20 protein-coding genes and 1 pseudogene are annotated in these 17,950 nt (G+C 58.0%); 11 read left to right on the top strand and 10 right to left on the bottom strand.

Annotation, left to right across the window (positions count from 1 at the left end):
• Positions 1-49: 49 nt before the first annotated feature.
• The 5 genes from HMPREF3227_RS13085 to HMPREF3227_RS10760 all read right to left on the bottom strand — a co-directional run bounded on the left by HMPREF3227_RS13085 (position 50) and on the right by HMPREF3227_RS10760 (position 4,584).
• Positions 50-286 carry a peptide transporter gene (locus tag HMPREF3227_RS13085; protein ID WP_082750347.1) on the bottom strand — a complete coding sequence of 79 codons (237 nt, stop codon included), beginning with the start codon at positions 284-286 and terminating at the stop codon, positions 50-52.
• Between the two features lie 10 nt (positions 287-296).
• Complete coding sequence (locus HMPREF3227_RS13080) at positions 297-893, bottom strand: ParA family protein (protein ID WP_082750346.1); 597 nt, start codon at positions 891-893, stop codon at positions 297-299.
• A gap of 599 nt (positions 894-1,492) precedes the next feature.
• A complete protein-coding gene (locus HMPREF3227_RS10770; protein WP_066513032.1) occupies positions 1,493-1,933 on the bottom strand; it encodes a hypothetical protein in 441 nt (146 codons plus the stop codon).
• Between the two features lie 315 nt (positions 1,934-2,248).
• Complete coding sequence (locus tag HMPREF3227_RS10765; RefSeq protein ID WP_066513025.1) at positions 2,249-3,079, bottom strand: HNH endonuclease; 831 nt, start codon at positions 3,077-3,079, stop codon at positions 2,249-2,251.
• 2 nt (positions 3,080-3,081) lie between these two features.
• Positions 3,082-4,584 (bottom strand): AAA family ATPase, encoded by a 1,503-nt coding sequence (locus HMPREF3227_RS10760; protein ID WP_066513022.1) that lies wholly within the window; start codon positions 4,582-4,584, stop codon positions 3,082-3,084.
• A gap of 330 nt (positions 4,585-4,914) precedes the next feature.
• On the opposite strand from HMPREF3227_RS10760, the gene HMPREF3227_RS10755 reads away from it, so the two are divergent.
• Together HMPREF3227_RS10755 and HMPREF3227_RS10750 are read left to right on the top strand one after the other, a co-directional pair.
• Entirely contained in the window at positions 4,915-5,169 is a 255-nt protein-coding gene (locus HMPREF3227_RS10755; RefSeq protein ID WP_034659529.1) for a hypothetical protein, read from the top strand.
• Positions 5,169-5,762, top strand: coding sequence for a recombinase family protein (locus tag HMPREF3227_RS10750; RefSeq protein WP_011117489.1), 594 nt, complete (start codon positions 5,169-5,171; stop codon positions 5,760-5,762). Before HMPREF3227_RS10755 ends, HMPREF3227_RS10750 begins: the two co-directional genes overlap by 1 nt.
• A gap of 161 nt (positions 5,763-5,923) precedes the next feature.
• Here HMPREF3227_RS10750 and mobF read toward each other — a convergent pair whose 3' ends face one another.
• Positions 5,924-7,228 (bottom strand): MobF family relaxase, encoded by a 1,305-nt coding sequence (mobF, locus tag HMPREF3227_RS10745; RefSeq protein ID WP_066513019.1) that lies wholly within the window; start codon positions 7,226-7,228, stop codon positions 5,924-5,926.
• Positions 7,229-7,604: 376 nt separating this feature from the next.
• Here mobF and HMPREF3227_RS10740 point away from each other — a divergent pair, with 376 nt between their 5' ends.
• The 3 genes from HMPREF3227_RS10740 (at position 7,605) to HMPREF3227_RS13920 (ending at position 8,993) form a co-directional block, all read left to right on the top strand.
• Positions 7,605-8,162, top strand: coding sequence for a hypothetical protein (locus HMPREF3227_RS10740; protein ID WP_141741364.1), 558 nt, complete (start codon positions 7,605-7,607; stop codon positions 8,160-8,162).
• On the top strand, positions 8,162-8,779 hold the full coding sequence (locus HMPREF3227_RS10735) for a hypothetical protein (protein ID WP_066513015.1): 618 nt from the start codon (positions 8,162-8,164) through the stop codon (positions 8,777-8,779). Before HMPREF3227_RS10740 ends, HMPREF3227_RS10735 begins: the two co-directional genes overlap by 1 nt.
• Positions 8,780-8,864: 85 nt before the next feature.
• The gene (locus HMPREF3227_RS13920) at positions 8,865-8,993 is read left to right on the top strand and encodes a hypothetical protein (RefSeq protein ID WP_255357142.1); all 129 of its coding nucleotides are present in this window, start codon (positions 8,865-8,867) and stop codon (positions 8,991-8,993) included.
• Here the strand turns inward: HMPREF3227_RS13920 and HMPREF3227_RS10730 are convergent.
• Together HMPREF3227_RS10730 and HMPREF3227_RS10725 are read right to left on the bottom strand one after the other, a co-directional pair.
• Positions 8,990-9,655 (bottom strand): response regulator, encoded by a 666-nt coding sequence (locus tag HMPREF3227_RS10730; protein ID WP_011867674.1) that lies wholly within the window; start codon positions 9,653-9,655, stop codon positions 8,990-8,992. The genes HMPREF3227_RS13920 and HMPREF3227_RS10730 overlap by 4 nt on opposite strands.
• Positions 9,652-11,043, bottom strand: coding sequence for a sensor histidine kinase (locus tag HMPREF3227_RS10725; RefSeq protein ID WP_049063040.1), 1,392 nt, complete (start codon positions 11,041-11,043; stop codon positions 9,652-9,654). The genes HMPREF3227_RS10730 and HMPREF3227_RS10725 overlap by 4 nt, the downstream gene beginning before the upstream one ends.
• Before the next feature lie 143 nt (positions 11,044-11,186).
• Here HMPREF3227_RS10725 and HMPREF3227_RS10720 point away from each other — a divergent pair, with 143 nt between their 5' ends.
• The 6 genes and pseudogenes from HMPREF3227_RS10720 to HMPREF3227_RS10700 all read left to right on the top strand — a co-directional run bounded on the left by HMPREF3227_RS10720 (position 11,187) and on the right by HMPREF3227_RS10700 (position 15,842).
• A complete protein-coding gene (locus HMPREF3227_RS10720; RefSeq protein WP_080972059.1) occupies positions 11,187-11,897 on the top strand; it encodes a phosphatase PAP2 family protein in 711 nt (236 codons plus the stop codon).
• Positions 11,894-12,820 carry an ATP-binding cassette domain-containing protein gene (locus HMPREF3227_RS10715; protein ID WP_011867677.1) on the top strand — a complete coding sequence of 309 codons (927 nt, stop codon included), beginning with the start codon at positions 11,894-11,896 and terminating at the stop codon, positions 12,818-12,820. The genes HMPREF3227_RS10720 and HMPREF3227_RS10715 overlap by 4 nt, the downstream gene beginning before the upstream one ends.
• The gene (locus HMPREF3227_RS10710) at positions 12,817-13,548 is read left to right on the top strand and encodes an ABC transporter permease (protein WP_066513013.1); all 732 of its coding nucleotides are present in this window, start codon (positions 12,817-12,819) and stop codon (positions 13,546-13,548) included. The genes HMPREF3227_RS10715 and HMPREF3227_RS10710 overlap by 4 nt, the downstream gene beginning before the upstream one ends.
• Positions 13,549-13,838: 290 nt before the next feature.
• Entirely contained in the window at positions 13,839-14,654 is an 816-nt protein-coding gene (locus HMPREF3227_RS13075) for an aminoglycoside O-phosphotransferase APH(3')-Ia (RefSeq protein WP_000018326.1), read from the top strand.
• Positions 14,655-14,810: 156 nt separating this feature from the next.
• A pseudogene (locus HMPREF3227_RS10705) lies at positions 14,811-15,074 on the top strand (IS6 family transposase); the annotation flags it as partial.
• Positions 15,075-15,131: 57 nt separating this feature from the next.
• On the top strand, positions 15,132-15,842 hold the full coding sequence (locus HMPREF3227_RS10700; protein ID WP_010889963.1) for an IS6-like element IS1628 family transposase: 711 nt from the start codon (positions 15,132-15,134) through the stop codon (positions 15,840-15,842).
• A 730-nt stretch (positions 15,843-16,572) separates the two neighbouring features.
• Here the strand turns inward: HMPREF3227_RS10700 and HMPREF3227_RS10695 are convergent.
• Together HMPREF3227_RS10695 and HMPREF3227_RS13060 are read right to left on the bottom strand one after the other, a co-directional pair.
• On the bottom strand, positions 16,573-16,836 hold the full coding sequence (locus HMPREF3227_RS10695) for a hypothetical protein (protein ID WP_011117479.1): 264 nt from the start codon (positions 16,834-16,836) through the stop codon (positions 16,573-16,575).
• Between the two features lie 519 nt (positions 16,837-17,355).
• On the bottom strand, positions 17,356-17,950 hold a 595-nt coding region (locus HMPREF3227_RS13060; RefSeq protein ID WP_156452993.1), incomplete at its 5' end, for an IS3 family transposase.

The raw sequence follows: 17,950 nt of genomic DNA, 5'->3' as shown, positions 1-17,950 counted from the left end.
CATATACGCATGTATGCATATACGTACATACGCATATGCATACTAATGGTTAGCCTCTTCCTTCGAGCCACTGTGTGGCCCACTCTTCAAAAAGTTGGGATATGCTCTTCTCTTCTTCTACTGAAGCGAGTTTAAGCTCCTTAATCAGTTGCCGATCGCGGACATACAGTTGAAGGCGTGTCGCTTTATCATTGGCTTGAGCGAACATCTTTGTTGAAGGAGAGGATTCTGAACTATTTTCAGATAATCCTTTCTGTGTCTTATTTTTAGCTTTTGGAATTGCCATTGTTTACCCCTTAATCCTCAAATGCTGCGACCACTTCTTGAGCTAAAGAAGCCCAAACTTTCGTACTTTTTGGCTTTGTTCCGAAAGCGCGACGTGTCGCTGCCCTTGTTGGGATGACTGTCTCAGCAAGGGCAGCGGTTTCATCACCTTCCAGCTCGGCATGGACTTCGTCTAGAAGTTTTTCTCTCTTATCTACATTCGACAGAACGACTGCTGTCGGTATCCCCATTTCTATTAGCCAAGAAAGCGTTACCTGAGTCCTGTCAATATCCATTGGAGAAACACCAGTTGGAAGAAGGACCAGATCGGCAGCCTCGGCACTTTCGGTAATGAAAGCTAAACCACCTGGAGGGGTGTCAACTATAAGAAAGTCCGGGTTATTCCCTCTCCTAACGACTCCGGAGAAATCACTTGAACTGCGGACAGATTCGATAGGAAATGGAAAGTCTTCTACTTTGCTTGCCCATCGGGTGGCGGATTGCTGGGGATCGCCGTCTGCGACCGCAACCGCATAACCCATCTTCCGAATTGCCTCTGCGAGCATCACCGAAAGTGTGGTCTTCCCCGTCCCGCCCTTCGACTGAATCACGGAAACTACTCGAGTCATAAAGCGAGAATAGCTTTAAGGATATTTTATCCAGGTAGCGACATGCGTATGTGTGTATGTCATGCTATGCGGATAGCTATCGTAGATAGGGGCCAGGTTAAAAGAACTCATCATATACACATATATACATATACGCATATGTGTATATGTATATCCCACAATTTTAGAAGTTAAACACCTGTCGAAGGAAATTCCCCGAGTAGGCCTAGCTTGTTATCTCAGCTCTAGGGTTGCTCCGGTTGCGGGCACACTGTAAGGCGGTATGGTTTTGGGTGTCCGCAGCGCACCTCCCCCGGCGCATAGTCGGACGGAAGGAAAATAAAAAAGCCACAACCCCCGCAGGTGGCTTCTTCCCTAATGCTTCCAACGACGAGAAGCACTAGGGGAGTTTCCTTTATTACGCAGCTTCTTCCAGCCTTTCTTTGAGACTGGTGGCTAAGTCTAGAAGTTCGTCGGGATTATCTGCAGGCCGTTGTTGAGACAGATTCCTCTGTGCTGCACACACAAACGCGCCCCCGGCGCATGCCTCGCGGAGGGGGCACACACCAAAGGGGCGCTAACGAGTTAAGTCGATTGATTCGGAAGTTGAAGATGGGCGTCTACTTGAACATCTCCTCGTCCTCACGCTTTTTCTCGTCCTCACGCTTTTTCTGCTTGACGTGCAGTTCTTCTTCTGTGCGATATACGCGAGAATTATCTTCGTCCTCGTCTTCAAGTTCTGGGAAGTCGGGAGTGAGGGAACCGCCGTTGAGGTAGTTGACGTAGCGTGCAGCATTCACTGCGGTGTACAGGTGGGCAGCGTTAGCGCCTGAGCGCGCATGCGGCGGAACCCAGGGTGCTTGCGGTGCGTCGATAGCAACAACCTGAGCGTCCTCGATTTTGTCTTCGCCAGGGGCAGCTAGCGCGCCGTGGTTGTCGAACGGCTTGTACACGTCGGGACCGGGGGTCATGCGCACGTTGTCGATTCCAACAGGCAGGAAGGTGACGACTCGGTAGCACATGCCATCAGTGCCGGGTACGGGGATTGCAATGTAGGACATGAAAGTCTCCTTTGATCGTTGGTTGAATTGTCTCAACCAGTTTTCAACATATCGTCAAAATCGTCTACTGAAACGACTCATTGAGGCCGAACCCCCACTTTTTTTAAAACGCGGCAAAAAGTTTAGTTGACCATCGTCCTGCGGCCCGTGGGGCCTTGGTCAATACCTCGACAAGCCTGCGTGGGCTGGTGGGTGGTGTGCCCGTCGCAGCGGGCTGCTGAGGTAGGCCCCCTTTGACAGGCTGTCGGCGGGTATACCCACGGGGTTCCTAAGGGGAATGGCTGGCCCCTCCTCCAAGGGGCCGGATTATTTGTTTCAAGGATGAGGGGCAAGAAGCTTGAACTTGCCACCACAGAACTCCTCCGACTCGGCGGCTGCCGCGAGTATCACTGGTTTCCAATGATTCTGCCCCCAGTGCCTGGTCATACTCTGTGCTTCACGGTGTAAGTACTTTTTCACCGCTGTTGATCCCCCGTCGGTGAAGTATCCTTCAATCGCGAAGTATTTTTCAATGAGCAGTTCGATTGCTTCCTCTGAGTAGAACTTGTCTAGCTCGAAGTGATTGAACTGCGAAGTGAGAATGCAAAACATGTCGTTGGTCATTCCTGGCGTGCGAATGATTCGGTATGAAGGCAGAACGGCACGGTCGAAACCTAAGGTCGCGACAAGGAAAGGTTCTGTTGCCGGGAGCTCATCGAGATAAGCATGGATAAATGCCAACGTGCCGGCGGAAGTCTTGTACGCCTCACCCTTCCGCTTGTTACAAACGCCACACACAGGTACGAGATTGACTGTGTGTGCAGCGAATTCAGGGAAAATTTGCTTGGGAAGATAGTGATCTAGCTCAGCCGTGTTGCGAAGACCACATAGGCAACAAATTCTACTGCGTGCAAGAATTTTTGCACCCTCAGCGCTTAAGGTACCCGATCTCAATACTTTATAGTTTGAGCGAAGGTGCTCAGCAGTGTCCTGATCGTCAATCACGGTCTCCAGGATGGGGAGTTCTTCGGCTTTATACTTCGAGTACGCAGCGAATACTTGCTGCTTTGCGTTGAGGAGCAGATTAGCCGCGTTGCTTTGGCGTCGTTCTTGCAGACGATTATAAAGGGCCTCTTCGTCTATCCCAGGATGCGGAAGGGTACGCATAACTACCGAGACTCTCGTAGTGCCCGCAATACAAGAGCACGTGCTTGGCTACTGAGTCCAAGGGGAAAGAGGGATTCCACTTCATCGAGGCTTCTATTGCTAGCTAGCTCCCGGATTACAGCTCGGTAATCGGCTACTGTGTTGTCCAGTCCGAATGCTTCCTTTGTGAGCTCTCCCAGCCCTGCTCCAAAGGTCTCGAGTCGAGGGTTGATTGTGCGGATTTCATCTCCGAACCTCTCGATAACTTGAACGTCTTTCGCGGGAACTTCCTGAAGCACGACTGGACTGTGTGTTGCAATGATCGCGAACGAATCGAAACTGTTGAGGAGGTGTTGAGTACCCCGCAAGAGGGCCGCCAGAAGCGGAGGATGAAGGTGTGTTTCTGGTTCATCGATCAAGACCAGCGAACGGGTGCGAAGATGTGCAGCAAGTTGTACGACGATATTGATCACGATTTTTTGCCCAGCACTTAGCTTGCCCAAGTTTCCTTCCGGCAATTCCTTCCTATCTATCCAATCGGAGAGGTCTAGTCCAGCTCTACCGAACGAAGGGTCTCTGCCAATATCATTGAATGCTTCTTTAAGCGAAGTCGTGTCGCGGTTACAGGCCAGACAAAATGCGATCGTAAGCTCCTCATCAATTTCACTAATCGACTTCAGTTGCCGGCTGGCTTGGCCATTTTGAAGGCGGCGAAGCCCGCAGTATGTATATCCGAAGTATGTATTCAATGGCGAATTGTCATTGCCGGTAAAAGTGTTGTCTCCGATCTTGCCTACAGGCGGAAGCTCAAAGGTGTCGAAGGCGCTATACGAGACGGCGATAACCGCACTGAACGCCAGACTCCCATTGCCAAGGCTAGATTCGAGTTTCTCCCCTACTTTGCTGGTCGCCCTAGCTAAGTCGGCGAGCAAGCGTGTTTTACCAACACCGTTATAACCAATCAGGGCCTTACAGCGACCAGGTAGCGGTCCCGAATCATCGAAATCGAAGCTCATCTCCGAATGGGGGTTACTGCTGCGATGAGTAAAAGAGGCTACCCCCTCCGATGGTTTAGTCCCATCGAAGAGTGATTTGGCAGCAGAAAGCGTGTGCTCTGCCTGTCCAAATCGAAGAAGTGAAGTCCGCCAGCCTGGTTCATCTTCGAATGCAGAGGCGATTTTTTCATCGGTGGCGGCATCCCGGATTGACCGCAGGAACTCGGTACGCTCTTTCTCTGGAAGCGCGGACAGTTTTTCATAGTATTCGATGTCTTGACCAAGGGAACAATAGCGATCGTCTAATGAAACAAAACTTTTTTGCTCGAACTCTGTTTGGCCCCCAGTTTGTCCCGCTCTCAGGATCTTCACCGCTCCGAGCTTGATGACATCATCATTCGTTCGATATAAGTTCACATCAAAATAAGTTTTGAACCCAAAATCATCCCAATTATCCCGCTGCAGGACAACCTGGGTTTCCTTTGATTTCCTGGGAGGATTGGCAAACCTGTCGGCCACATAGAATTTCATCGAGGGTCTCCCAACATGTGAATCTTCCATAACTCACGCTGGTGTGAGTGGGTTCTGAGGGTATAAGTGCAGCTTAACTGTTAATAGGTTACGAGAAGACTTGCTCGGAGGTTAAATCTTCAAACCACTATCTACCTGTTATCGGGTGGCTCAATAAATATCCACAGCCCCATTTCGTTTAGTCGCTGCCCGCATGTCGTTCTGGGGCACACCCTATTGTTACGCCGGTGTGCGGCAGAATGTTTCCTGTAAAATAGGGCCGTTCCTAGCATTGTTTTACACGTGTCTAGCGGGGTCTAAGCCTTATGTTTACAGAAAGTGGTGAGTGTGATGTTATCGTCTGACGGTTTCCATATTGAAAGTCATATTGACTCTGTACCCGCGTTGGCGCGGGTGAAAGATCTGCATGGTGGACTCTCGTCGGGGCAGCAGGCGTTGGGCAGGATTGTACAATCCTTGCTTGCTGACGCTGATGGCCTCGACGGTGTTCAGCTTTATGCCCTCTCGGATGCAATCGAGTCGTATCGTGATGCAGTCATAGAACAAGAGAATGCCGCCTTTAAACCTTCGCGGAGCGAAGACTAATGGTCAATGACTCTGGTTCGCATGGGCAGCGGGTGGGCTATATCCGTGTCTCCACGGTGGAGCAGAATAATCAGCGCCAGAAAGAACTACTCAATGCTTCCGGCAGGATTGACCGGTTTTTTGAAGATAGGATTTCCGGCCGCACCAAGACTGCCCGCCCTGGACTTGTCGAGTGTATGGCGTACGTGCGAGACGGTGACGAACTTGTCGTGTCGTCGATTGACCGTCTCGCCCGATCGCTGACAGATCTGCGCGGTATTGTTGATGAACTTACCGGCAAGGGTGTGACTGTTACTTTCCTGCATGAGAATCTCGCGTTTGCGAAAGACACGTCCGATCCGCGCGCGGATTTAATGCTCGGAATTCTCGGTAGCTTCGCGGAGTTTGAGCGGGCCATTATCCGCGAGCGCCAGGCGGAGGGGATTGCGTTGGCGAAAAAGGCCGGAAAGTACAAAGGCCGCAAACCCGCTCTTAGCCCGCAGCAAGTAGCGGAGATTAAACGGCGCATATTGGCAGGGGAGTCAAAGGCAGCACTAGCGCGGGAATTTGGGGTAACCCGTCCTACGGTGTATCGAGCATTGAAAAACACCTAGGGTAGTGCAGCCGTGATGGTAGATCAGCGCGCCCATGAGCCCCGTCATATGTCTTGCCATATGGCGGGACATATGTTTAGGCATATGCTAAAGCATATGTCGGCAGTTATGTAGCACTGCCAGCATTTTCGTGCGTCTAGATAGGGCGACAGGCAGAGAAATTAGCGGTGTTGAGTGCAGCTGCAAGTAGCACTGTACGGGTTTCCCCTCATGGGGGTCTTGTCGTACTTGCGGGACTTCTCCGGTGTAACCGGCCATGCTGCCTCCGACATATCCGACAGGTCAGGTGCGACCACGTTATCGGCCAGGCGCTCAATCGCGGCCAGCATGTCAGCGTGGGAGACTGCCCCAACAGGCATCATCTCCGCGATTTTCTCAACCACATCGGCGCGGGTAAACGTAGACCGCTCTGCGACAACAGCGCCGAGAATATCGCTCACACTCGGCAGCACCGCCTCGGCGTAACGACGCGACTGACTATCTGTCTCGACGCCGCTTAGTGAGCTAACCACTGCGAGCACAGCCTTGGCTTCGGGCCTTTCACGCCAGTGCCGTTCTAGTTCTTCTAAGGAGACATCGAGGTCTTTCGTCTGGCGAGTTTTCTTCTGCCCAATGCGTTCAAACGCGCCTCTGGCATCGAGGCTGTTTTCTTCTCGCCACTTCTCAATCTCACTCGCGCGAGTAGAAAACGCTTTGAGCAACTTTGCATCGTCAAGGCCGGCAATCTCGGCGCAGCCATTCGTCACATCAGACCAGGCGAGACCGAACTGCTTCGTCACCGCTTCACGCAACGTTGCTTGGTAGATCATTCCAGCCGCGCGCGCCTCGTGATACAGGCTCACGCCATCGAGTGTTCGCCACTTGCCATCGGCACACAGTTGCTTGTTTGCCAATAGAACGTGCGAGTGAACATGGGGGTCGCCTGCGCGACTTGTCCGGTGCTCATACTTCACACCGGAGAGTGCTTCGACGCGATCAATCACCATCAGATCGCGGTCGAAATCATCGGCTCGGCGTGTGTATCCGGCGTGCTCGGAGAGATACGAAAGTGCTTCAGACACCGCCTGCGAGTGCGCGGCATCGACGGCCTGGCGCACGCTTTCGTCTCCGAATCCCCATAAAACAGACACGCTTTTCGGGGCGCAGAAAGTTAAATCGAACCCTGGAACACCGGTCGATTTTGGCGCGCGCCCCAGCTTCTCACCGCTCGGCGCGAGTGCTTTATTGAACCAATCTCGCACCGACTCGCCGCGAATTTCGGCGTCAATTTCAACACCAAGTGCCGCCGAAACACGCTCGCTTTGTGCGCGAGAACGCGCGGCAATCCAGGCCCGCGCGGGCTTCGTCCCGTCCTCGGAGTAATACGAATCTGGCCCAACTCCGGACGCATTCTGAGCAGAATTTTGATCAACAGTGGACTCGTAATAAGCCACGGACTCGCCGTGCAGCTTCGCAATCGTTAGCACGTGCCGTGACCCACCTTTCCGCCAGTCCGAGCGCAGCCCGCGCGGGCTGCGGCAGTTTACTGCAAATGTACCAGAGAGATTTCACAGAGAGATTTCTTCGGCAACTGACTTTTCGTCTTGGAGGGCACCAGAAAGTGTGAAAAGCGTTGGCAGGGGCGCCGCCGGGAACCGGCGGTCGGGGTCGGAGGTCTAAGAGACCGTGGCGTTGATTCTGGATACCGATGACGAGATTTTCATCGCGGCGGACGCCGCGGACATGGCGAAGCAGCTTGTCGGCCTCCTCTACGGCGGGTGAGGCACAGCAGAGCGTCGCTCCCGTGCCGAACGACGCCATCAAGATCATCTCCGGCCCCGCGAAGCTGGACGAGACGAAGGAGTGAGGACCATGTCCGACCAGAACATCAACATCAAGCTCGACCGCGGCGGCCCCGAGAACCACGCCTGGACGGTGCTGGGCACCCTGCTCGCCTGCGGCGCTGTCGGCATGGCCGCCTGGGCGATCTCCAACGCCGGAGCCCTGGACCTGGCTGCGACCGGCCTGTTTTTCTTCTTCATGCAGCTCATCTCGATGATGCTCAAGGCGGGGCTGATCGTCGTCCCGGAGAAGAACCGGAAGGACTTCGGCGAGACGCGCGGCCTGCTCAAGACCGCCTGGCGCGAGTTCCAGGAGTTCCAGGGCCGCTCGCCCATCTGGCGGATGGCGCTGCTGGCGCTCGGCTTCACCGTCGGCTACATGATCTTCCGCTGGGGACTCTCGGTGGCGCTCGGCATCTTCAGCAACGTCTGGATCGCCGGAGCCGCCTCGGCGCTCATCGCGTCCTTCATCGTCGCGCCGCAGCTGTTCACGAACCTGGTCTCGAAGATGAAGACGAAGTCGGGCCTCCAGGTGAAGACGACCACTGGTACGCCCGATGCCGAGAGGGGTGACGTCTGATGACGAAGGCGGCGATCACGACCATCGGCGCAGCACTGCTGGCCGCCGCTGCTCTCGCGCTCAGCGGGTGCAGCTACCCCGGCGACGACGAGGACCGCGCCGCGTTCCATGCCGAAGCGCAGGATCCAGTCCCCTCGGCACCGGCTACCGAGCCTACCGAGCCGGAGACCCCGGCCGAGGAGACCGGCGACGAGAGCACCGAGGAAGGCGGCCAGGGCGAGAAGTCGGGCGCAACCGCGGACCTGGGCGTCGAGGACGGGCATGTCCAGTATCTCCGCGCGATCCAGAACTTCTCGCCCGCGCTTGAGCGCTGGGTGCTCGACGAGGAGGCGGGCGAGGTCACCTACGGGATCGTCAACTGCGCCGGCCAGACGAAGTCCGAGGGCGTCGCCACCCTCGAGCGGGTCGACGGCGGCGATGGAGCAGCGTTCGAGGCGACGTGGATCGGCAAGTCGCCGTTGGAGAACGTCGCGGCGGAATCGATACGCGTCGAGATCACCGAGGACACTTTGAAGAACTTCGCGGACGTTGCGACGTCCAGGACCGACATCGAGGCGAGCAACGTCGCTTCGATGTGCGCCGAGGTCGGCGAGACAGCCGCCGACTTCGTCTTCTGAGAATGACCACAAGAACGCCCCCAGATCTACTCCGGGACCTTCTCCGCGCGAGCAGGGTCGGACGCGACTCGGGAACAATGGTGCCGTGGCAGATTTCGACCTCCTCTGCGCGGCGCTTGTCTCCGCCCCGAAGACACCATCGAAGGTCTCGTCGCGGACGTTCCGAAGCTCCGGCACGACGAAGCCTGATCGTCGTCGTCCCGAGAAGATCTAGGCTCGTCCGGCGCGAAGGGCGATGAGGGCTGCTTCTACGCGGTTGCGCGCTTCAGTCTTCCGCAGGATCGCGGAAACGTGCACCTTGACGGTGCCGGGAGCGAGGTGCAGCGCTTTCGCGATCTCAGCGTTCGTCTCTCCTTGGCTGAGCCGGATCAGAATCTCTCGCTCGCGAGCCGTGAGGCGTTCGAAGCGTTCGACGGCGCTCGCGTACTGGGTGTACGTCGTCGAGACGCCGGAGTCGAGCAGACGCCGGGCGACCGAGGGCGAGAAGAACGCTCCGCGACCGGCGACGGCGTGCACACCGGCGATCAGCTGGCGCGGATCGCCGGACTTGAGGACAAACCCGTCTGCGTCGAGCCGGATGGCCTCGGCGATGTAGTCGTCCTCCCCGAACGTGGTGACGAACAGGCAGGGGAGCGCGCTCCCGTCGGAGCGGAGCCGTTGCAGCGCGTCGAGTCCGCTCATCCCGGGCATCTGGATGTCGAAGAGGGCGACGTCGAGACGGTGCGCGTCGATCTTGCGCAGGGCCTCTGCTCCGTCGGCGGCCTGGGCTACGACCTCGATGGCGGGATCGGTGTCGAGGATCCCGACGATGCCGGTCCTCACGAGGGGGTCGTCGTCGGCGACCAGGACTCTGACCGGGGCCTCGGTCGCTGTCATCGTTGTCCTCCTGCGATGTACTCGGTGCTGGAGACCTCGTCCTGCGCGAAGCAGATCCGGTACACGTCCCCGGCAGCGTCGTCAAAGGTGTTCGCGGTCACGGCGTAGTCGTGGCAGTCGTCCGGTCGGTTCTCGCCCCGCCTGGCCGGCAGCTCGTGGCCGGGCAGGATCCGCTCGGTCTCCGCCCGCGCGTCTCCGACGCTGATGCTTGAGAAGGCCCCTGCCGACAGCAGCGCGCGGTGGTTCTGCACCACCGTCAGCGCCTCGACCGCTGCGAGCCCGACGACGACGATCGCCGCGGTCGAGGCGAGAATCAGTCGCTGGCGGAGCTTCGTTCTGCCGGTCGAGCTCTCATCGACGTCTCTCGTCGCCTCCACAGCGCGATCATCGTGCGTGCTCTGCTCCTGACGGCGAGTCGGGAGGACCGCAGAGAGGACGAACGCACTGTCCGTCTTCTCCGCGGCGAGTTCTCCGCCGTGGGCGCGGAGCTCACTTTCCAAAGTGCTCAGGCCCGTGCCCGCTGTGTGCGCGTCGGCAGGAGTCTCGCCGAGGGCGTTCTCGATCTTCAGACGCAGCTCGGCACCGACGTCGGCAGCGGTGATGTCGATCGGGGTGCCGGGAGCGTGCCTGCTTGCGTTCGTGATCGCTTCTTGTAGGACCCTCGTGACCTGCTCGCCTCCGAAGTCCTGCAGCCGCCTGGGTTCCGGCAGTCCTTGCACGGTGATGCGCGCACCGGCTGCGCGGGCCCGGGCCAGCAGTGCATCGACAGATGCTGCGCCCATTGGCAGCACGGGAGCGCCGGATCTGAGGTCGGAGACGGAGTCCCCCAGGCGTTCGACCGCGTGGGCGAGGTCGTTGCGGGCGTGTAAGAGCGAGGTGCGGGCGCTCTCGGGCAGTGCCGGGTCGATCTCGAGCCGTCCGAGATTGAGCGCGACGAGGCTCAACGAGTGGCCGAGGTCGTCGTGCAGCGACTGCGCGAGGGCGAGCCGGTCGGCGGTGGCGCGCTCCTTGAGCTCGGCCAGGCGCTGGACCTGCCGCAGCTCTCGCTCGCGGTCTGCCCTCCGCCCGAGGACGATGTACTGGCGCACGGCGAGACCGATCAGCCAGGGCACACCAGCGCGCATGAGCGCCGGGGGCAACTCCTCCGCGACGTAGAGCCAGTGCCCGTCGAGCCACGTGGCCCGGGCCATGCTCACGACGACCAGCACTGCCAGTCCTCCCAGGCCCGCGCGCGGACCCCTGGACCAGAGCCCGATTGCGATCGCGGCGATGCCGGTGAGCAGGGCCATGAAGAGGCCCGGCTCCGGCGCGGAGGCCAGCACCCCGAAACCGATCGCCGTTAGCGCGTCGACGCTCCGGCGCGCAGACGGACGATCAATTAGGGTCATGCGCTCCATTCTACCGGGGACCGTGGGCTCGCCGCCTCCCTCGATCGGGCGTGCGCAGCACCTCGCCGGTATGACCGTGGGCATAGACGAGTCGCCCCGCATGGCAGATGCTGAGGCCGAACCGCGTCCATAGCGTGGATTTCATGACTCACGAAACTTCGACGCGCACGCTTTCGACGTCGCGCAGATCCTCGTCCCGCCCCGTGCCGTGGCCCGCGCTGTTGATTGCCGTCGCAGCTCTTGCTGCCCTCGCTCTCGCGACGTATCCGGTGCGTGAGCGCCTCTTCACCGCTGTCGCCGGTCTCGCCGAGGGCTCGGCACTGGCCTCGGCGGTGGGATCCGTGGCCGAATTCGGTCTGCTTGCCCTCGTGGCGACCGCCGGCGTCCTCGCTCTCTGGTGCTGGCTGCGCGAGCGCCGGCGGTTCTGGCTCCTGGCGCTGGCTGGACTCGGCGTGATCACGGCCTACGGATTGAGCGAGGCCGTCAAGCTGCTGGTCGAGGAGCCGCGGCCCTGCAGCGTCGTCGACACTGCCACTGTGCTCAGCTGCCCCGGGAGCGGGGACTGGTCGTGGCCGTCGAATCACGCCGTCCTGGCCGCTGCCTTCGCCACCGCCTGCATCCTCGTCGTCCCCCGCCTCGCCTGGTTCGCGTTGCCTCTCGCGCTGGCGATCGCCGCCTCTCGAGTGGCCGCCGGAGTCCACTACGTCCACGACGTGCTCTCCGGTCTCGCGCTCGGTGCCCTCGTCGTCGCGGCCGTCGTCGCCGCGGCGTCGCCGGTGCTGGACCGGCGTCTGACTGGCGGACGGGACGGCCATCCGGATTCGGCCAGCCGGTCCCAGGGCGGGCGCGCATGATCGAGGTCGACCGTCTCTCGAAGCGCTACGGCCAGGTGACCGTTGTTGAAGGATTGAGCTTCACGGTCCCCGACGGATCCATCACCGGGTTCCTAGGCCCGAACGGAGCCGGCAAGTCCACGACCATGCGATGCCTCCTCGGGCTCCACAAGCCCACCACCGGAACCGTGCTCATCGACGGGCTCCCGCTGACCGCCCAGACGAGGCCGGCCGAGGTCGTCGGAGCCGTCCTCGACGCCTCCTGGTTCCACCCCGGCCGGACCGGACTGGCGCACCTGACGACCATCGCTGCTTCTGCCGGCCTACCCGACCGCCGCGCCTGGGAGGTACTCGAGGCCGTCGCGTTGACCCAGGCAGCTCATCGCAGGATCGGCGGCTACTCGCTCGGGATGAAGCAGCGCCTGGGGCTCGCGGCCGCCCTGCTGGGCAGACCGCGCAACATCGTCCTCGACGAGCCGATGAATGGCCTCGACCCGCAGGGGATGGAGTGGATGCGCGCCTTCCTGCGCGATGCCGCCGCGAGCGGCCACGCCGTCCTTGTCTCCTCCCACCTGCTCGGCGAGATGGAGACCCTCGCCGACCGCCTCGTCGTCATCGACAACGGCCGCTTGCTCGGCCAGTGGGACGTCGCCGATCTTCTGCACGCGCGCAGCCGCCAAGCGCTCCTCCGCACCGACGACGACGAACGCGTCGAGCAGGCTCTGCGCGGACTGCGGGTCCCCGTAACCGCACTGCCCGAGGGACTCTGCGTGACATTCGACGAGACGGTCCCCGACGCGCTCACGCTCTCGCGGACCTGCCGAGACCTCGACGTGCTCATCACTGCCCTGACGGACAAGCCGATCCGGCTGGAAGAGGAATTCCTCCGCCTCACCGACCGATCATCCGAAGCCGAACATGGCAAAGAAAGGCCCGAGCGATGACACGAGCATTGACAGCTGAGGTGCGCCGACTGCTCACCGTGCGCTCCACAGGCATCTTCGCTGCGCTGCTGATCGGCTGCTGCGTCGGCCCCATCGTCCTGATGGGCATCGTCTACGACCCGGCCTATCGAGGGCCGATCGACGCCGGTGATCTGGGCAAGTGCGTGAGCATCTTCCATGTGCTGGCCATCGTGTTCGCCGGCACACACACCGCGACCGAGATCAATGCGGGGTCGACGGCGCTGTCCTTCCTCACGCAGAAGAGTCGATGGGCCTCGTTGGTGGCACAGGCAGCGGTCCAGTGGGCGTTCCTCGCATTCGCGTACGTCGTCGGCATCGGCCTCGCGCTCGTCGCGGCGACGTTCTATCCCGACGGGCTGGCCATGTCGCCGCGAGGGTGGGCCTACCTCGCGGCCTACCTCCTCGTCGTTCTCCTGTGGGCGACGATGGCGACGGCGCTTGCCGTCCTCACGCGCTCCGTCGCGGTGTCCGTCGCCGCGCCGATCACGTGGATGCTCCTGATCGAACAGCTCGCGTCCATGGTCCCGATGCTCGAGGCGATCACGCCGTGGCTGCCGTTCAACGCCAGCCACATGCTCCTCGCCCAGGCACTTGGAGAGGCCCCTGCAGGCATGTCCGTGTGGCCTCCTGCCGTCGCGCTTCTCGTACCGGCACTCGGCCTGGCGGGCGCGGGGCTATGTGCCCATGTCCGACGGGACTCGGCGTGATGGGCAGGCCTGCGCCTCGCATCCGCCGCCCAAGACGGTTCGTGGCGTCGCAGGGCTGGGGCTGACTCACACCGCCGTTCAACAAACGGTCGTTGATGTGAACAGTGGTCCGGAGGAGCCGATCGCGAGCATTTCGCCGAGTGGGTGTTCACAAACCCGTTCAACTACATCTAGACTAGACAGAGGCAGTTGAAGGTGCTGTTGCAACTTGGGGCGGGAGCACCCACCAAAATATATCATCATGAACAATAAAACTGTCTGCTTACATAAACAGTAATACAAGGGGTGTTATGAGCCATATTCAACGGGAAACGTCTTGCTCGAGGCCGCGATTAAATTCCAACCTGGATGCTGATTTATATGGGTATAGATGGGCTCGCGATAATGTCGGGCAATCAGGTGCGACAATCTATCGATTGTATGGGAAGCCCAATGCGCCAGAGTTGTTTCTGAAACATGGCAAAGGTAGCGTTGCCAATGATGTTACAGATGAGATGGTCAGACTAAACTGGCTGACGGCATTTATGCCTCTTCCGACCATCAAGCATTTTATCCGTACTCCTGATGATGCATGGTTACTCACCACTGCGATCCCCGGGAAAACAGCATTCCAGGTATTAGAAGAATATCCTGATTCAGGTGAAAATATTGTTGATGCGCTGGCAGTGTTCCTGCGCCGGTTGCATTCGATTCCTGTTTGTAATTGTCCTTTTAACAGCGATCGCGTATTTCGTCTCGCTCAGGCGCAATCACGAATGAATAACGGTTTGGTTGATGCTAGTGATTTTGATGACGAGCGTAATGGCTGGCCTGTTGAACAAGTCTGGAAAGAAATGCATAAGCTTTTGCCATTCTCACCGGATTCAGTCGTCACTCATGGTGATTTCTCACTTGATAACCTTATTTTTGACGAGGGGAAATTAATAGGTTGTATTGATGTTGGACGAGTCGGAATCGCAGACCGATACCAGGATCTTGCCATCCTATGGAACTGCCTCGGTGAGTTTTCTCCTTCATTACAGAAACGGCTTTTTCAAAAATATGGTATTGATAATCCTGATATGAATAAATTGCAGTTTCATTTGATGCTCGATGAGTTTTTCTGATAGTTAGTCTTTGTAGAGACACAAACCTGAAATTCCGGACACCGCGCTTCAGGACATCTCCCTGGACGCCGATATCTGGCAGTATCCGGACGGGGCACTGTTGCAAATAGTCGGTGGTGATAAACTTATCATCCCCTTTTGCTGATGGAGCTGCACATGAACCCATTCAAAGGCCGGCATTTTCAGCGTGACATCATTCTGTGGGCCGTACGCTGGTACTGCAAATACGGCATCAGTTACCGTGAGCTGCAGGAGATGCTGGCTGAACGCGGAGTGAATGTCGATCACTCCACGATTTACCGCTGGGTTCAGCGTTATGCGCCTGAAATGGAAAAACGGCTGCGCTGGTACTGGCGTAACCCTTCCGATCTTTGCCCGTGGCACATGGATGAAACCTACGTGAAGGTCAATGGCCGCTGGGCGGGTGCTGTTGCAAAGTTGGGGCAGTAGGAAGACCGGCGTGGAATAATCAGGTCCATGGGCATCTTCTCCGGTCGGCAGTTCCCTCGTGAAATCATCCTGTGGGCGGTGCGGTGGTACTGCCGCTACGGCGTGAGCTATCGCGACCTCGAAGAGATGATGACCGAGCGGGGAGTGCCGGTCGATCACACCACGATCTACCGCTGGGTCCAGAAATATGCTCCTGAGCTGGATAAGAAGACCCGGTGGTATCGGCAAGTTCCTGACTGGCAGGCCAGGTCCTGGCGGGTGGATGAGACCTATATCCGGGTCGGGGGAAAGTGGTGCTACCTCTATCGGGCAATCACCGCCGGTGGCCAGACCCTGGACTTCTACCTCTCACCAAAACGCAACGTCGCGGCAGCGAAGCGTTTCCTGGCGAAGACGCTGCGGTCGAATAAATCGGCAGGCTATCCGCGGGTGATCAGCACCGACAAGGCCCCCTCACTCGCCAGGGCAATCTCTGAGCTGAAGGCGGAAGGCGTCTGTCCATCGACGGTCGAGCATCGTCGGGTGAAATACCTCAACAACGTCATTGAAGGCGATCATGGCCGGTTAAAGCGGATCCTGGGGCCGAAAGGAGCATTCAAAAACCGAACGTCTGCCTACCGGACGTTGAAAGGGATGGAAGCGATGCACTCATTGCGGAAGGGGCAGGGCACGATGTTTGCCTATGGTCACCCGAATCCGGATGCAGTGATTGTTAGCCGGGTATTCGAGACGGCCTGACAACACAGGAACATAGCGTTGATCACACAATAAAAACGGAGCTTTCTTGGCTCCCGCCCCAAGTTGCAACAGCACCCTCATGGGCGGCTTTTATAAAGGCAGGGGTGAAATCATGCTTCTAGGTCTCGTCAGGGGTGGCTGCTAACGTTAGTGCCGGTTCACAATCATGCCCCGCCACCTGTGGTGGGGCGTGGGCGTGACTTCCTCGTCGGTGCGCGGTAAGGCCCGCGCGTGACGTGGGCTGTCCCGCGCGCCTTTTTCAGGCGAGCGGACAACCCTACGACGTAAAGGGAGGTAGACAATGGGTAAACACTCATTGGATACACCCGGTCGCAAAAGAAAAGACCTTGATGCCACCAAGCTTGACTGGCTAGATGTGGCTACCAAGGTCATAGTTCTTGTGACCGTAATCGTGAAGCTCGTTACCGCGATGCTTCACGTGGGTCTTTAGGCCCGAGGGTCTCAACGAGCTGGCACTCGTTGGGGCCCTTTTTATTGTGCAGCCGCAATTCAGGGATGAACTGTGCTGTCACTTTTTAGGCTAATGGGCGCGCGAAGGTTTCGCAATACTCCCACACTGAGCCCGTAGCCCTCCTTTTCTCTACTGCGGGCGGGAATCTGCGTATTCGTGCGCCCGCGAGTCCTGCCATATGGCGGAACATATGTTTAGGCATATGTTATAGCGTATGTTCCGCCATATGCTAAAGCATATGTTCTGTGTTATGCAGGTTTACCTGCTAGTTCTTGCGTTTAGGCGGAGTCCGAAAATGGTAATCCACAAGGCTAGTAGGCCGAAGGAGATGAGCAGTGCGGCCAGTTCTCGCGAGAGACCGGCCTGGGTGAAAAGGAAGGAGGGGACAAGGATCATTGCTGCGCTTATGCTGCCTCCAAGCGCGGCGTAATACATACGGTCTTCTGGCCGTTCGCGGCGGATGGTCTGGATGATTAAGACGAAAAGTACTGCGAGTGCGGCGAGGGTGATGGTCGTGTACATTCCTTCTCCTTTCGGGACTGGTGCCCATTTTATCGGTGAGGGTGTGCACGGTCTGTGTGCTGCGTTTTCCAAGAGTCAGGGTGTGTTAGTGTTATCCCCCGTAAGATCCTGATGAGCAGTTGAACAAACTGCACCACCGGAAGTAACAAACTCGAAAGGGTATGTTACCTCCGGTTTCTTTCATTTTTCAATCTTTGAGGTGCGAAGATTGCACGCGTGGGGATTGAGGGTGTGAATCCCACTGTCGTGGGTTTGATGAGGTAGTCGATGTTGCGGAAGCTTTGGCATCGGCGTGCGTTGTGCTCCGTACGTTGTTTCAAAAACGGGTTTCATCAAACGGAACAAAACCTGGGACACTTCATATCCCACCCCAGGCCTAATGACTTGGGTGCAGCGGCAACGCTCATCCGATTTAGGCAGAGTCGTTGCAGGATCCAGTGGGTCACCTGGTCCGTGGTCTTTGAATTGTCGGGCGCGCAGGGGGCCTGCCCCCCGGAAAGTAGACACGTCGGGGGTTAGCTATGCTGCTTGGGTCAGTGTAGCTGATGTGAGTGCTTCGTAGTCATCGGGGGCTAGAAGATTGCACCAGGAGTGTCGTCTACGGGTGTTGTAGCGCATGCACCATCGGAAGACTTCTTGGCGGCAGCTGATGGGATTGTCAAAGACTTTCCCATCTCGCAGAACTTCACGCTTTAGGGTGGCGTTAAATGATTCTGCCAGGGCATTATCGGCACTCGTTCCCACTGCTCCCATGGATTGGCGTACACCAAGCTTGGCGCAGTGGTCCCTAAATGCCTGTGAGGTGTACACACTGCCGTGATCGGAATGGAAAATTGCCCCTTTAAGGCTTCCTCGGACTTTTCTGGCATGAGATAAAGCTTCGATAACCAGCGATACGCGCATGTGGTCAGCGAGTGCATGGCCGACGAGTTTGCGCGAGTAGGCGTCGATGACCGTGGCTAGGTACATGTTCTTGCCGCCCTTACACGGCAGGTAGGTGATGTCGCCGACGTAGACGTGGTTCGGCCTGTCAGCTGTGAATCTGCGGCTTATTAAATCTGGCATGACTCGGTGGCCAGGTGAAGTGTCCCAGGTTTTGTTCCGTTTGAGTAGA

Origin of the sequence: Corynebacterium sp. CMW7794 (assembly GCF_001563605.1) — a bacterium.
GTDB classification, from domain to species: Bacteria; Actinomycetota; Actinomycetes; order Mycobacteriales; family Mycobacteriaceae; genus Corynebacterium; species Corynebacterium phoceense.
The sequence above is the reverse complement of the archived record's forward strand: the minus strand, read 5'-3'. Positions and strand labels throughout refer to the sequence as shown.